This is a genomic window from Planctopirus sp. SH287 (assembly GCF_056500625.1).
On the sequence record NZ_CM151403.1, the window covers coordinates 1,353,088 to 1,368,058 of the forward strand.

9 protein-coding genes are annotated in these 14,971 nt (G+C 52.7%); 7 read left to right on the forward strand and 2 right to left on the reverse strand.

The annotated features are described in order from the left end of the window. Positions 1 to 92: 92 nt before the first annotated feature. Positions 93 to 2,420 (reverse strand): PAS domain-containing sensor histidine kinase, encoded by a 2,328-nt coding sequence (locus SH287x_RS04945; protein ID WP_479517336.1) that lies wholly within the window; start codon positions 2,418 to 2,420, stop codon positions 93 to 95. 386 nt (positions 2,421 to 2,806) lie between these two features. On the opposite strand from SH287x_RS04945, the gene kdsB reads away from it, so the two are divergent. From kdsB to SH287x_RS04980, 7 genes are all read left to right on the forward strand, one after another. Then, a complete protein-coding gene (kdsB, locus tag SH287x_RS04950; protein ID WP_479517338.1) occupies positions 2,807 to 3,613 on the forward strand; it encodes a 3-deoxy-manno-octulosonate cytidylyltransferase in 807 nt (268 codons plus the stop codon). 136 nt (positions 3,614 to 3,749) lie between these two features. After that, complete coding sequence (gene pyrG, locus SH287x_RS04955; RefSeq protein ID WP_479517339.1) at positions 3,750 to 5,414, forward strand: CTP synthase; 1,665 nt, start codon at positions 3,750 to 3,752, stop codon at positions 5,412 to 5,414. Positions 5,415 to 5,585: 171 nt separating this feature from the next. Next, positions 5,586 to 6,230 carry an HAD family hydrolase gene (locus SH287x_RS04960; protein ID WP_479517341.1) on the forward strand — a complete coding sequence of 215 codons (645 nt, stop codon included), beginning with the start codon at positions 5,586 to 5,588 and terminating at the stop codon, positions 6,228 to 6,230. A 155-nt stretch (positions 6,231 to 6,385) separates the two neighbouring features. Then, positions 6,386 to 8,803 (forward strand): ribonuclease R, encoded by a 2,418-nt coding sequence (gene rnr / locus SH287x_RS04965; protein WP_479517342.1) that lies wholly within the window; start codon positions 6,386 to 6,388, stop codon positions 8,801 to 8,803. Between the two features lie 396 nt (positions 8,804 to 9,199). Next, positions 9,200 to 9,991, forward strand: coding sequence for a succinate dehydrogenase cytochrome b subunit (locus tag SH287x_RS04970; protein ID WP_479517343.1), 792 nt, complete (start codon positions 9,200 to 9,202; stop codon positions 9,989 to 9,991). A 282-nt stretch (positions 9,992 to 10,273) separates the two neighbouring features. Beyond that, complete coding sequence (locus SH287x_RS04975) at positions 10,274 to 12,208, forward strand: fumarate reductase/succinate dehydrogenase flavoprotein subunit (RefSeq protein ID WP_479517344.1); 1,935 nt, start codon at positions 10,274 to 10,276, stop codon at positions 12,206 to 12,208. Between the two features lie 151 nt (positions 12,209 to 12,359). Then, positions 12,360 to 13,112: a succinate dehydrogenase/fumarate reductase iron-sulfur subunit gene (locus tag SH287x_RS04980; RefSeq protein WP_479518664.1), complete on the forward strand. Its 753-nt coding sequence runs from the start codon at positions 12,360 to 12,362 to the stop codon at positions 13,110 to 13,112. A 75-nt stretch (positions 13,113 to 13,187) separates the two neighbouring features. On the opposite strand, the gene SH287x_RS04985 is transcribed toward SH287x_RS04980, so the two are convergent. Next, complete coding sequence (locus SH287x_RS04985) at positions 13,188 to 14,951, reverse strand: ArnT family glycosyltransferase (protein WP_479517346.1); 1,764 nt, start codon at positions 14,949 to 14,951, stop codon at positions 13,188 to 13,190. Between the last annotated feature and the right edge of the window lie 20 nt (positions 14,952 to 14,971).

A 14,971-nucleotide genomic window follows, 5' to 3' on the forward strand; every position in this document is an offset into this window, starting at 1 on the left:
CCACTTCGTGATCTCGAGTAAGATCTGTATTTGTTCTGTTGGTTGTCACTGATAATGAATTTGTTTCCCAAATTTCTGACATTTTTATTTTCTCATTCATTGGGAGGGATCGGAAGAATCATCTGGAATGTCGAACCGCGGGACTGAGGATTAGAAATCGCTCTTAACCGCCCGCCATGAGCTTCAATGATGGTTCGGCTCACTGACAGCCCTAATCCTAAACCTTCATCCTTCGTTGTCACAAAAGCATCAAACATCGTTTCTGCAATTCGTGGACTAAATCCAATTCCACGGTCTTCCACCTCACAGATGACGGTCTGGCTATCGTTCAGAAGCGTTCGCACATACAAAAAACGTTCGTTGACAGGGATTGACTTCATTGCATCAATCCCGTTCAGGAAGAGGTTCAATAGAACCTGCACGATCTGGACATCATCCGCGATAATCAGAGGGAGCTGCTCGGAAAGCGACGTCACGAGCTGCACGCGGTATCTGGAGGCTTCAATTTCCGCAAGTCCCCAGGCTTCAGCAATCAAAGGATTCAGGCCAATGGGCATTTGAAGTGAGTCGCGTTTTTTCAAAAAGCGCCGAATGCCATGGATCATTTCGCCGGCCCGTTGAGCCTGACGATTGGCTTTCTCCAATCCTTCAACAATCTCTTCAACCCGGAAATTCGGCTCTTTCAAGCGGTGAACCGCTCCGCGTACAAAATTAGCAATCGCCGCCAGTGGCTGGTTGAGTTCGTGGGCGACCATGGCCGCCATCTCCCCGATGGTGGAAAGCCGCGAAGCGTGGGCCAGTTCATTTCGCCGCCGAATGGATTCCTCTTCAAAATATTTCTGCCGGGTAATATCCCGGAGCACCGCCGTGGCAGCGATCACGGTTTGATTGCGAAAAACAGGCCCCACATGCGCGGCGTACCAGATCGTTTCACCAGTTTTCGTGCGACTGCGCAGTTCAACGGTTTGAGGAGACCCAAACAGAAAAACCTGAGCCAGAACATTCTCGACATCCTTGCGGTCATCATCATGGACAAAACTCATCGCATCCTGATGAATGACCTCTTCAGGTTCCCAGCCGTATTCGGTGCGATTAACAAACTCGATGATTCGGTCAGGCCGAATTCTTAGAATCATATCCGGTGCATTTTTAATCAACGATTCCCATTGTGCCCGCTGCTCTTCCAGATCATTGGCCAGTCGTTGAAGTTCTGAGGTTCGACTGGCGACACGGATTTCCAGATCATGATTGATCTGCTCCATAGCCGCTTCGGCTTTTTTTCTGGGGGTAATATCGGTCAGCGTGCCAATAAACGAATGCAATTTGCCGCGATATCGTTGAGGTTTTGCATGCAGCAGAATCCAGCGTTCTTTGGATTGGCTGTCAATCAGACGGAATTCCAGCAGGCACGATTGGCCACTTTTCAGGAAACTATTCCAGGCAAGAGAGACATTGGGTAAATCTTGAGGAACAACCCGATCCAGCCAGGATGTGAGTGCGTCACTATCTTTCATTGAACCCAGGAGATAGCGATAGCGGCCATTTGCATGACGAATCACACCCGTCGCGGATGTCCGAAAAATTGCCACTGGCGCCAATCGGCCCAAAGTGCGCAACTGCTTGCGGCTGACTTCAATTTGCTGATTGGCCCGCGACACATCGGTAATATCCAGCATGCAGGAAAGCATGCAGCGGCGATTATTCACTTCAATGATGCTCGCCGACCATTGCCCGACGACTTTATGTCCTCGGGGGTTAAAAAAAGTGCGGACTTTAGGGGTCAAGGCCCTCCCTGAAAGCACGTCCTCAAGAATCTGTTGCCTCTCAACAGGATCTGTCCAGAATCCCAACTCCAGCGATGTCTTCCCCTGAACCTCTGTGCGAGACATCCGCATCATTCTCAGAAAAGCGTCATTAATATCAATAAATCGGCCAGTCTCCAGATCCGTCACTGCAATAGAGGCGGGGCAATAACGAAAGGCTGATTGAAACCGCTGATCAGAAGCCTGGCTCTCCTGCTGGGCCAAAATCTGATAGGTGACATCGGTCGCAACCCCCAGAACGCCCGTCACCTTTCCCTGATGATTTAATAACGGGCGTTGCCAACTATCAAAGTAAGCCTGCTGAACCTGCACAGTCTCCCGTGATTCAATTCCTGATAATGAGCGGCGAACTCCCGCTAATGCGTGGGGATAGTCCTTATAGACTTCAAACACAGACTTCCCGACTAACTCCCCCGTCTTATTTCCCAGTAACTGGAGGCTACGGCCTTCACTTACCTGAAAAATTCCGTGCTCATCAATGACCCAAAGAATGATGGGGGCTTGCGCGAAGATAATCTCAAGCAGCGACTGCTGGTTGACATTTTGTGAGGCTGAGGCATTGCCAACGGCGGATGCACTCACAGAAAAAGAATTCATGGACGCATCATGACGACTGAGGAAACGTGGGGCCGTTTCCTCAGTCCCAGGACTTGATGGCTGAAGAGGATCAGGTGATTCCATAGACTGATTCATTGCTGAAATCGCAATTTCTGTGATCTATCGTTTGCTGATAAGAGACCGGGCGAAAACCCAAAGAGAGTTCTTAATGGCCGAGACGTGGAGTCGGTCACACAAACAGTGTACAGAAATATCAGTCCTGTTAAATCCAGTTTTCAAAATTCTTCGAGAGAAACGAACGAGAAATTTATTGCCCCCTCAGCGTTTGCCCACCATGCGAAGTCCACTCATCGCTGATATGATTTAGAATGAGTTGAAAATGTGCTGTGTTTCCGTGAAATACCGGTCACCAGAATTTCCATCTCATGTTTTTCCAGCCAGCAACGGAAGGCGGTGGATTGATGACAGGTCGTGTGTGCGGGATTATTCCGGCTCGTCTGGCATCTTCGCGTTTACCTCGCAAAATGCTGCTTTCGGAAACTGGTCAACCTCTTTTGCAGCACGTCTGGGAGCGCGTCCAACAAGCCCGTGTGTTTGATGACGTGTTAATCGCCACGGATTCCCAGGAAATCGCCAACGCTGCGAAATCTTTCGGTGCTCAGGTCGAAATGACTGGCGAACATCCCAGCGGAACCGACCGGGTGGCCGAGATTATCCGTCGGCGACAGGGCGAATATGAAATTGTGGTCAACGTTCAGGGGGATGAACCCGAAGTCCAGCGCGAGCATCTGAAAAAGGTCGTCCAGGCTTTGCAGAGCGTGTCATCTGCCCAAATGTCAACACTGGCGGCCCCACTGAACGATTGGCGCCTGATTTCTGCCACCTCCTGTGTCAAGGTGGTCACCGATTTGAGTGGGAAAGCCCTCTATTTCAGCCGGGCCGTGATTCCTCACCCGCGCGAAGGGCATGCAGACGTTCTCGAAAAATCTCAGCAACCCTCGCCCTGGCGGCTTCATGTCGGCATTTATGCTTACCGGAGCGACTATTTGCTGCAGCTCTGCCAACTTCCCCCTTCCCAGCTGGAATTGCTTGAAAAGCTGGAGCAACTGCGCGCTCTTGAGAATGGGGCACACATTCAAGTTGCGAACGTGGATCATCCCTCGGTTGGCATCGACACTCCTGAGGATTATGCTCGTTTTGTCGCCCGGGTTCGGGAACAGCAGGTTTCCTGAGGGACTGTTCAGCAGGCGTCGCTTACGTCTTTTGATAAATAGATTTTCCACGGTGCACACCATTTGATGCACCGGTATTGTTTGCCTGACACCCAATTTCTGGGTGGACGGAATGCCAAAGAGGATCGTTTCGCGGATGTCCAAGCATATTTTCGTGACGGGTGGCGTGGTCAGTTCTTTGGGCAAAGGGCTGACGTCGGCGTCGATCGGCACGATTCTGGAGAGCCGCGGCCTCCGTGTCCGAATGCAGAAGCTCGATCCGTACATCAATGTCGATCCCGGCACAATGAGCCCTTACCAGCATGGTGAAGTTTATGTGCTGGATGACGGGGCCGAGACCGATCTCGACCTGGGTCATTACGAACGGTTCACTGACAGCCCCCTGACCCGCGATTCCAATTTCACTTCAGGCCGGATCTATCTCAAGGTGATCGAGAAGGAACGCCAGGGAAAATATCTGGGCGGCACCGTGCAGGTCGTCCCTCATATCACCGACGAGATCAAGAACTCGGTTCTCAAACTTGCCGGGCCAGATGTCGATGTGGTCATCACCGAACTGGGCGGGACGGTGGGCGATATCGAGGGCCTCCCCTTCCTGGAAGCGATCCGCCAGATTCCGCTCGATATCGGTCGCGAAAACTGTCTGTTCATTCATTTGACACTGGTCCCTTACCTGAAAGCGGCTCGTGAACTCAAAACCAAGCCGACTCAGCACAGTGTTCAACAGTTGCGCCAGATCGGTATTCAGCCCGATGTGTTGATCATTCGCTGTGAACGCCCACTGGGACGCGATAACGCGGAAAAAATTGGCCTCTTCTGTAACGTGGAAAAAAACGCCGTCATTGAAGAAATGGACACGGAGTTTTCTATTTATGAAGTTCCCTTGGGATTAATTGACCACGGTCTCGATGACCTGATTGTGCGTAAGCTGGGCCTCAAGGCGGGCGAACGAAAAATGGAGGGCTGGGAAGCCCTGGTTCACAAAATTCGCAATCCCCAGCATGACGTGACGATTGCTGTGGTTGGCAAGTACATCGAACACCGGGATGCTTATAAATCCATCTATGAATCGCTTGACCATGCCGGGTTCAAATATGATTCCCGGATCATTGTGAAGCGGATTGAAGCCGAAGAGCTTGAACAGCAGGATCCGGCAGCGGTGCTTGCAGGTGTGGACGGACTTTTGGTTCCGGGTGGCTTCGGTCGACGGGGGATTGAGGGGAAAATCCGCGCTGTCCGGTTTGCCCGTAATCATAAGATTCCTTACTTCGGTATCTGCCTCGGAATGCAGGTGGCGGTTATTGAGTTTGCCCGTGATGTTTTAGGACATAAGAACGCCAACAGCACCGAGTTTGTTGCCGAGACAGACCATCCGGTCATCTGCCTCCTGGAAGAGCAGAAGCACGTCACTCACCGTGGAGGTACGATGCGTTTGGGGGCACAGCCCTGCAGACTGGCGGAAGGCTCTCTCATCTCAAAAGCTTACGGAAAAAGTGAAATTTCCGAACGCCATCGTCACCGCTATGAATTCAACCCGGAATATCGCGAGCAGTTTTCGGCTGCGGGGATGAAACTTGTTGGCACCAGCCCTGATGGCAGTCTGGTCGAAGCCATTGAGTTGGAAGGACACCCCTGGTTTACCGCTGTTCAATTCCATCCCGAGTTCAAATCCAAACCACAGACCCCGCACCCCTTGTTCGATGGTTTTATCAAAGCCGCCCTGCAGCGCCATCAGGAGCGTGCCCTGGCCACCAGTTCTGCGAATGCCAGCATCACAAACAACGGTGCCACAGGTGGTTAGACCAGTGGTTCGTCAAACTTGAAAATCAGGGTTGAACCAGTTGTAACGTCTGACAGCAAAGGACGTTGCGGTGCGATCAACTTCAATATAAAGCCATGACATGGCCCAGTGATCTCTGGTAGTTGAACTTCTAATTCATAGGCATGTGATTGTATCGGAGAGGATCTTTTCATGGCTGCACAGGTGACAGAGCCTCTACGTCCTTCCGTGATCCCTGCTGATCTTTCTTTTGATGCCATCATCTTCGATTGTGATGGAACCCTCGGCGATTCCATGCCCATGCACTACGTTGCCTGGGAGGAAACGCTGGCCCCCTATGGGGCCACAATGAGTGAGGATGAGTTCTACGCGATGGGCGGTTGGCCCACGAAGATTGTGGCCGAAACGATGATTCAGCGGTTTGGTCTCCAGGTCGACCTCGCGGGGATGGTCAGGCATAAGGAAGAACTGTTTATCCAGAAGTTGAACCTCGTTCCTCCGATTCCTCAGGTCGTGGAAGCTGTTCATTATTATCACGGCAAACTCCCGATGGCGGTCGCGACAGGCGGCTTACCGCTCGTCTGCCTGGGGGTGCTTAAGAGTATCGGCCTTTCACCGGAACTGTTCGATACCATTGTCACCTGTGAAGATGTGCCGACCCATAAGCCTGATCCGGGGATCTTTCTGGAAGCAGCCCGCCGACTCAAGACGCCCCCCGCGCGTTGTATCGTCTTTGAAGATGTGAACCCCGGGATTGAAGCGGCACATCGGGCAGGAATGTTCGCCATTGATGTTCGCACTTTTTATACACCGCCGCGAATCACGCCAAGAACATAATCGCTTCGTGGCAGGAGTTCCCAAGTTCAAACTATGAACGGTGCAACTCAGGTTCTTCCTCTCGTTCCTCCTCGCACTTTAGTGACTCCTTCTTTACGCTTGAGGTCTGCGAGGGGTTGCAACCCTTCAAATGCGAACAGGACGGGAGTTTCTTAATGGCCGACTGGCAAGCCCAAATTCTGAGTGTGATCACACATCCTGCTTATACACCGCTCAAATGGCAGCAGGTGGCGAAAGAGGTGGGTGCTCAGAAACACGACTGGACAAAGTTCCGGGCGGCGCTGGAAGTGCTTATCGAAGCGAAACGAATTTATCGGTCGCCAGGTGGGCTGCTGAAAATTCCCGTGGCACAGCATCTTTTGATTGGCACCATCCGTCGATCAGCTCGCGGCCACGCCTGGTTCACTCCTGAGGGTGCTCCTCAGTCCCGGGATTTTGAACCTTACACGGTCAGTATTGAAGACGCAGGTTCGGCTCTCACTGGCGATAAAGTGTCCGCCACCCTGCTGAAAAAGCGTGGCCCCAAAGGGGGACTGGCTGTTCGTGTGCAAGAGGTGCTTGAACGGGCCACCACTCAGTTCGTTGGAGCCTATCATGAGTCGCGCGGCAAGGGCTATGTCACTGTCGATAACAGTCGCTTTGAAAGCCCGATTTCAGTGGGTGATCCCGGTGCGAAGGGAGTCCAGCCGGGCGACCAGGTTGTGATTGAGATGGTTCATTTTCCAGAGCCAAACACGCCTGGTGAGGCCGTCTTGATCAAGGTCCTCGGGAAACGTGGTGAGCCGGGAGTCGATCTGCAATCCATCATTTATGAATTTGGACTTCCCGATGAATTCCCTGAAGCGGTTCTGGATGAAGCCCGCTTGCAGGCTCAGCTTTTTAATGAAGAAGATCTGGGGGAGCGACTGGATCTGACCAACGATCTGATCGTGACCATCGACCCGCTCACTGCCCGGGATTTTGACGACGCCATTTCATTGAAACGTCACGACGATGGCTCCTGGACTCTGGGGGTGCATATTGCTGATGTGGCTCATTTTGTTCGTCCAGGCACGGCCCTCGACAACGAAGCCATTCGTCGTGGCAACAGCGTCTATTTGCCTGGTAAAGTCCTGCCCATGCTGCCCGAAGTGCTGTCAAACGCCCTGGCCAGTTTACAGCAGGACAAAGTCCGCTATGTGAAGAGTGCGTTTATTGAGTACGCACCGGATGGCCTGGTGAAGCACACCTCTTTCGCGAATGCCGCTATCAAAGTCCGGCAGCGATTTGCCTATGAACAAGTCATGCCCTTGCTGCAACATCGGCAAGATCCCGCGACTCACCCTGCGCCTCCGGGAGAACCAGTGGCTGAAGGAATCTGCCAACTGCTGGAGAAAATGTATGAACTGGCCATGCTCCTGCGAGAACGGCGATTCTCACGGGGGGCACTGGAGCTTTCTCTGGGCGAAGTTGAGCTGGATGCCAACAAAGAAGGAGATGTCACGGGAGCGCACCGTGCTCATCACGATGCCAGCCATCAGATCATTGAAGAATTCATGCTGGCAGCCAACGTGGCTGTGGCGGAAGAGTTTTACCGTCGAGGCTGGCTGTTTCTCCGGCGAGTTCATGGCAGCCCGGATGAACTTCGGATGACAAACTTCGCCAAGTTTGTCGAAACGTTGGGCTACGATCTGGAGCGGCCGCAAGACCGGAAGGCGGTTCAGGCTCTGCTGAATGAAGTCGCTGGGAAACCGGAAGCATTTCCCCTTAATTACGCCCTGCTCCGCAGTTTGAAGCAGGCCGAGTATTCACCACAGGAACTTGGCCACTACGCCCTGGCGGTTGATCATTATTGCCACTTTACCAGTCCCATCCGTCGCTATCCGGATCTGACTGTCCATCGTTTGCTGGAACATGTGATTGCCGATACGTCTTTTTCGGGAATCGTACAGACGACTGCCGAACGTCCTGCCAGTGGTAAGAAAAAATCAAAATCGTCACGAGCCGATCAGCTTTCCGAGGGTCAGCTCCATGAACTGGGACGCTCTTGCTCGCAAACCGAACGTCGGGCGGAAAAAGCAGAACGCGAACTGATCAAAATCCGCTTGATCCGCTATCTTTCGGACAAAATCGGCATGGAACTCGACGCCACCATCACAGGCGTTGAGCGGTTTGGTCTCTTCTGCCAGGGTGTCGAGCTTCCCGCTGAAGGCCTGGTTCATCTCTCCGAATTGCCGTCAGATTATTATGACGTTGATCCCATTGCACATGCGGTGATTGGGCGTCGTTCGGGACGAGTTTTTCGGCTGGGAGATCCCGTTCGCGTGCAAGTCGCCAGTGTGGATGCCGCCAAACGAGAGCTAAACTTTCGGATTGTGTCAAAGGGAACAGGCGATGCAGCAACGGCAGGAGCGGCGTCGCAGAGCCTCGATGGAAGTGCGACAGGAGAAGGCCAGGCACCGATTCGCCAGAAGAACCGTCGAGCCTCGCGTTTTCCAGGAGATAAGGCTAAGGCCGGGCCACGAGGCGGATTCCGCAAGAAAGCGGGGAAAACAAGCAGTGACAAGAAGAAGTCTTCCAAAAAACACCGCTGATCTTCAAAGACGCATTTTCCGCAATCACTGTTGTTTTAATGCGTTACGAATTTCTGTCGATGGAAGTCTGGCGCTGTTTGGCTATGATTCATGGAAAGGGATCATTCTTACTCGACCAACGAGACGGAAAAATCCTGATTTGAGAAAAAATCATCAACTCTAAAGATGTTTTGAACGCTGATGGTCTCAGGAATTCGGCAAGTTTTGGGTCTATTGGAAGATTAGAGCAAATCGTCAGCCTGATTCTCTCCGAAACCATTATCAGAACATTGCCGCAGGACGTGTTGTTTTGGGGGGAACTGAATGAGAGTCCCCGGAAAAAGATCACAGCACTAAAAACCAGGTCGTGAAGTACCAGTCGATCTCGCCTAATACATCACAAAGGATTCTTTGAAAATGGACTCGGCACCATCGTCAGCCTCAGGAAATCTGGCGCGACGGCTCAACCTGAAGTGGTTGCATCGACTGCTGAACTCCTCCATCGGCCGAAAATTCATCATGGCGCTGACCGGTCTGCTGCTGTGCGGCTTTCTGGTGGGTCACTTGGCCGGAAACTTGTTGCTTTTCAAGGGTGAAAAAGACTTCAACGAGTACGCCTCGTGGATTCACCACCAGAAGCTTCTCCCTCTGGTGGAGTTAGGCCTGCTCCTGCTCTTCGTCGCGCATATCTATCTGGCATTCGTCACGACAATTGAAAATCGCAAGGCTCGCAAGCAGCGATATGCCATGAAGGAATCAAAGCAGCAGGATCTGGTTCTGCCAGCTCCCGCCCACAACTGGATGTTCATTTCCGGCTCAATCATCCTCGGCTTCCTGTTGCTTCACATGGTGGATCTGCGAATTGGCATTCGGCCAGGAATTAACTACGACACCACGCCTTACGCGATCACCATCCAGGCGATTTCCAATCCTCTCAGTCGTATCGCCTACATTGTTGGCCCGATCATCCTCGGGTTCCATTTGTCTCATGGCTTTGCGAGTGCATTTCAATCACTAGGGATCAATCATCCCAAGTACAACGGGATCATTCATAAGACCTCGATCGCATTCGGTGTGGCGATTGGTCTGGGGTTTGCCAGCTTGCCGCTGCTGGTTCCCGGAATGGTGGCCAGAAGCGGTAAAGCCACAGTCTCTGCTCCGGCAACGGGTAGTGTCTCCGGGACGACAGAAAAACCAGACGATCATTAACAAGGTATAATATTCACCATGAGCGGCGCCGGGATGATCCATTATTTCTATGCTCTACAATTCAAAGTAGACCATAAATAAAGTCGTCCTTCTCACGGTCAATAACGTTCATTAGTGCCGTGTCACGGCTTTATCTTGAGGTTTCATGCGTGGTAACGTCCTCCGTTGTCGGACTTTACAATCTGTTCAACCTGGCTTTTAAACGTTGACAATGCTCTAGTTAAAACATCAACTTCAGCGATTCACTGACACTTTTCCTACTGCATTTGACAAGGCCATTTGATGTCTCTGGCAACTGAAGTCGGTATTCTTGATGGCAAGTGTCCTACCGGCCCCATGGCGGAACGCTGGCCCAAGTACAAGCAGGATCTCAAGCTCGTTAATCCTGCCAATAAGCGAAAATACACCGTCATTGTGGTGGGGACAGGCTTGGCTGGCGGTTCAGCGGCGGCCTCGCTCGGTGAGTTAGGCTACAACGTCCTCTCCTTCTGCGTGCAGGATTCTCCCCGTCGGGCGCACAGTATCGCAGCTCAAGGGGGGATTAACGCCGCCAAGAACTATCAGAACGATGGTGACAGCGTCTGGCGGCTCTTTTACGATACAATCAAAGGTGGCGATTTCCGCGCCCGTGAGTCCAATGTCTATCGACTGGCCTCTGTCAGCACGAACATCATTGATCAATGTGTCGCGCAGGGAGTTCCTTTTGCCCGCGAATATGGGGGAACACTTTCCAACCGGTCGTTTGGTGGTGCACAGGTTTCGCGAACGTTCTATTGCAAGGGACAAACCGGCCAGCAGCTGCTGCTGGGAGCCTATCAGGCCATGATGCGGCAGGTCGATGCCGGTCGTGTCAAGCTCTATACCTGGCGTGAAATGAGTGACCTCATTGTTATCGATGGTGTCGCTCGCGGGATCGTGACGAGAAATCTGAAAACCGGTGAGTTTGAAACCTACGTCGCCGATGCCGTGGTACTTTGCACCGGTGGTTATAGCAACGTCTATTACCTTTCGACCAATGCCAAAAGTTGTAATGTGACGGCCGCTTGGCGTTGTCACAGACGTGGGGCGCTGTTTGCCAACCCCTGCTACACACAAATTCATCCGACCTGCATTCCCGTTTCAGGCGACCATCAGTCCAAGCTGACATTGATGAGCGAAAGCCTCCGCAATGATGGCCGTGTCTGGGTTCCCCTTAAAAAGAACGACACGCGACCACCGGAACAAATTCCTGACGACGAACGCGATTACTACCTGGAACGCCGCTACCCTTCATTCGGTAATCTGGCACCACGAGACGTTTCCAGTCGGGCGGCTAAAGAGCGCTGCGACGCGGGCTATGGTGTCGGCCCTAATGGACTCTCCGTCTTCCTGGATTTCCGTGATGCCATCCGCCGAGATGGTGAGAATGTGGTTCGTGATAAATATGGCAACCTCTTCCATATGTACGAACGCATCACTGCGGAAGATCCCTACAAGCAACCGATGCGGATCTATCCGGCTCTTCATTACACGATGGGCGGGTTATGGGTTGATTATAATCTGCAAAGCAATATTCCAGGGCTGTTCGTTCTGGGCGAAGCGAATTTCTCAGATCACGGTGCCAACCGACTCGGGGCCAGTGCTTTGATGCAAGGGCTGGCAGACGGATACTTCGTTCTGCCCTATACCATTGGAAACCATCTGGCGACGACCAAGCTGCCCAAGGTGACGACCGATCATCCGGCCGCTAAAGATGCACTTATTGAATCCCGCAACCGGGTAGAAGCTGTCCTCAATACGAAGGGGCAGCGAACAGTTCAGGACTTCCATCGGTCTCTGGGTCACATCATGTGGGATAACGTGGGCATGGGACGCACCTCTGCCAGCCTGCAGAAAGCCATCGAAGAAATTCGTGTGCTCCGCGATGAATATCTGACGAATGTCAAAGTGGTGGGGTCTGCCAACACACTCAATCAGAATCTTGAGTATGCGGGTCGGGTCGGCGACTTCATGGAGTTTGCCGAACTGCTGGCGATCGATGCCCTGCACCGGGAAGAGTCATGCGGCGGTCACTTCCGTGAGGAGTACCAGACCGAAGAAGGCGAAGCCAAACGCGACGATGAAAACTTCTGCTACGTCGGGGCCTGGGAATTCAAGGGAGTCGGAAACGAACCTGCTCTCTGGAAGGAACCACTCACCTTTGAAGAAATCAAGCTGGCAACACGTAGCTATAAATAGTCAAAAAATCTCGGCGGAAAATTTCACTCGAATACATTGATGGCTGCCGCATATTCAAACAACCGGTAGCATCCCAGAGAGATTCAGGCCCTTTCCGATGATTGCACAACACGGTATTTCGCAACACGGTGTGACACAACACAGTGACGGCATGAAGTTGACGGTCAAGGTCTGGCGTCAGGCATCTGCTGAGGCTCAGGGAAAGCTGGTGACATACGAGCTTACCGACATTTCTCCCGATATGTCGTTCCTGGAAATGCTGGACGTGCTCAATGATCAGCTTATTATCAAGGGTGAAGAGCCAGTCGCTTTTGACCATGATTGCCGTGAAGGCATCTGTGGAACGTGCGGCGTCATGATCAACGGGCAGCCACACGGCCCGGATAACAACACCACAACCTGTCAGTTGCACATGCGCCGGTTCAAAAATGGCGACACGCTGGTTCTTGAACCCTGGCGAGCGAATGCTTTTCCGGTGATTAAGGATCTGGTGGTTGATCGGGCAGCGTTTGATCGGATTATTGCTTCGGGTGGTTATGTTTCGGTGAATACCGGGAATGCACCTGACGGCAACTCGGTTCCCGTCCCCAAAACGATGCAGGAAAAGGCGATGGATAACGCCGCCTGCATTGGCTGTGGAGCCTGCGTGGCCTCGTGCAAAAACGCTTCGGCCATGCTCTTTACTTCAGCCAAAGTTTCTCATCTGGCCCATCTGCCACAAGGTGCGGCTGAGAAAAACGAGCGGGTGCTGAAGATGGTGGCAACGATGGACAAAGAAGGGTTTGGCAACTGTACCAACACCGGTGAGTGCGCCGCAGCCTGCCCTGCGGGAATCCCGCTCGCCAGTATTGCGAAGCTCAATCGTGAATATCTCAGAGCGTTACTGGTTTCCGATCAGGATTAATGGCCTTCGCCGAAAACTTAAGAGGCCAGTGGAGAGTTTTACCGGCCTCTTATGAGTGAGTTCTCTGAGCATTGCTCACGGTTGACTCAGCGCGCTCTCGCGAAATGTGTGATAACGCTGGATGTCTTTTTCTGTCAGGTGATAGAGAAAGATCGAATCCCCAATTCGCTTTTCTGGTTCAAAGAATCGGAAGTAGCCGAACTCATCGAGACCAACAGCGCGTGATGCTTGGCCGGACAGCCTTAAGGCATGGGGGCGGCCCTGAACGTAGTTGGCACTGACGGCGTACCAACCTGGTTCCGGTGAAAAACCGGGTGGTGAATCGCCTGTGAGACCAATGAGTGCGGGGCGGAAACTTCCAAAATAGGCGATTCTGACTTTTGTCAGTTTCCTCCTCTGGATTTCATCCCGCAAGCCGTAGAGATCCTGCCCCCAATCCAGATTGGAGTCAGCCAGACGATAGAGACCGCCCGGCGCCCCACCGACCAGTTGATTAAAATAGGCGAGATGATGGGGGTGATGTCTCAGCGCCAATGGCAGGCTGGTTAACACCACTGTCATGATGTATCCAGGGAATTTTGAACTCTGATACGACCACCAGCCTGCCGCTTGTGATGCAAACACGATCAGGAACGGGAACGCCGGGAAAATGTAGCGAAGTCCCAGTTGATTTTCGGAAAGGCTGGCGGGAACGACATAAGTCAGGATGGCGACCACTAGAAGTAATGATCGTCTGAGTGTGAGGCTTGTTCGGGGAGGCCTCACGACCCAGATCATGGCCAAAATGATGGCCGCCCATGTTCCCATCGGCAGCTTATAAACCAAGGCCCAGAAGTAATACTGTTTGAAACCTTGAGTTTGCCATTCTCCATCGAGAAATACGGGGTGCGGCGTCGCCAGGATGTGCCGCAATTCGGCCCATTCCGCCAGATAGGGTGGGGGGAAAATCGCCAGGGTGCCAAATTGAAGATTGAGTATCGCCCATGCGGCCATCAACCCACTGAACCACTGACCAACCAGCGTTTTCCATCCGATTAAGGGATTGTCTGTCGGCAGCAGGAGCCAGGCAGCAAAACAAATCGGTAACACAAAGACTGTCGTGAGCTTGGTGAGCAGAGCCAATCCGAGAATAACTCCCCAGAGTATGGCTTTCCTCCAGGAAGGACGTGACCGCCACGCGACGCAGGCGGCAACCGTGCCCACGGTTCCCAACGTTGCCGGGATGTCATGGGCGACAAGAACAGAATGTGCCAGCAGAGTCGGGCATGTGACCCAGAGAGCCGCTGCCAGCACCCCTGCCCAGGGACCAAACCATCGCCGCGACCAAATTGTCACTAATAGACCTGTGATGCTCCCCAAAGGAATCATCATCAGTCGACCAAGAAAAAACTGCCAGCGATAACTGTCACCAAACTGCGTACTGAAAAGATCGCCAATCTGCTCGGCTGTTGGAATCGTGTTCGGGCCATAAACTTCTGGCGGAAGCACAAGAGTTGTTCCACCAAGCACCAACGGCAGGCTGGCCCACAATCGCACGAGGGGAGGGTTAATCGGGTCAACGCGCCAGTCACCCGTTTGCCAGTAGAAAATTCCTAAAGGAAGATGCCAGTATTCATCGTGGGTGGGTGACCATCTCCAGGCAGCATCCACAGCCAGGATGGCCTGCACTAAAAACATCATCACGACGAGAGGCCAGAAATACCCCTCATATTTCGTAAAACGCGGCTCATTTCCCGCCATTGATCCCGCGACGGGCTTTGCAGGAGGTGCTGGCGCAGGATCCTGCTTTTTCCCTGCCCGGCGTCGTGGCGATTTAGAAGGGCGACGAGTCTCATTCATCAATGAACCGGCCTATGGTT

Excerpts from the sequence above, each read along its gene's own strand:
- rnr (WP_479517342.1), top strand. The coding sequence starts at position 6,386 with ATGGCCGACTGGCAAGCCCAAATTCTGAGTGTGATCACACATCCTGCT.
- SH287x_RS04960 (WP_479517341.1), top strand. The coding sequence starts at position 5,586 with ATGGCTGCACAGGTGACAGAGCCTCTACGTCCTTCCGTGATCCCTGCT.
- pyrG (WP_479517339.1), top strand. The coding sequence starts at position 3,750 with ATGTCCAAGCATATTTTCGTGACGGGTGGCGTGGTCAGTTCTTTGGGC.
- SH287x_RS04945 (WP_479517336.1), bottom strand. The coding sequence starts at position 2,420 with ATGAATTCTTTTTCTGTGAGTGCATCCGCCGTTGGCAATGCCTCAGCC.
- SH287x_RS04975 (WP_479517344.1), top strand. The coding sequence starts at position 10,274 with ATGTCTCTGGCAACTGAAGTCGGTATTCTTGATGGCAAGTGTCCTACC.
- kdsB (WP_479517338.1), top strand. The coding sequence starts at position 2,807 with ATGTTTTTCCAGCCAGCAACGGAAGGCGGTGGATTGATGACAGGTCGT.
- SH287x_RS04980 (WP_479518664.1), top strand. The coding sequence starts at position 12,360 with ATGAAGTTGACGGTCAAGGTCTGGCGTCAGGCATCTGCTGAGGCTCAG.
- SH287x_RS04970 (WP_479517343.1), top strand. The coding sequence starts at position 9,200 with ATGGACTCGGCACCATCGTCAGCCTCAGGAAATCTGGCGCGACGGCTC.
- SH287x_RS04985 (WP_479517346.1), bottom strand. The coding sequence starts at position 14,951 with ATGAATGAGACTCGTCGCCCTTCTAAATCGCCACGACGCCGGGCAGGG.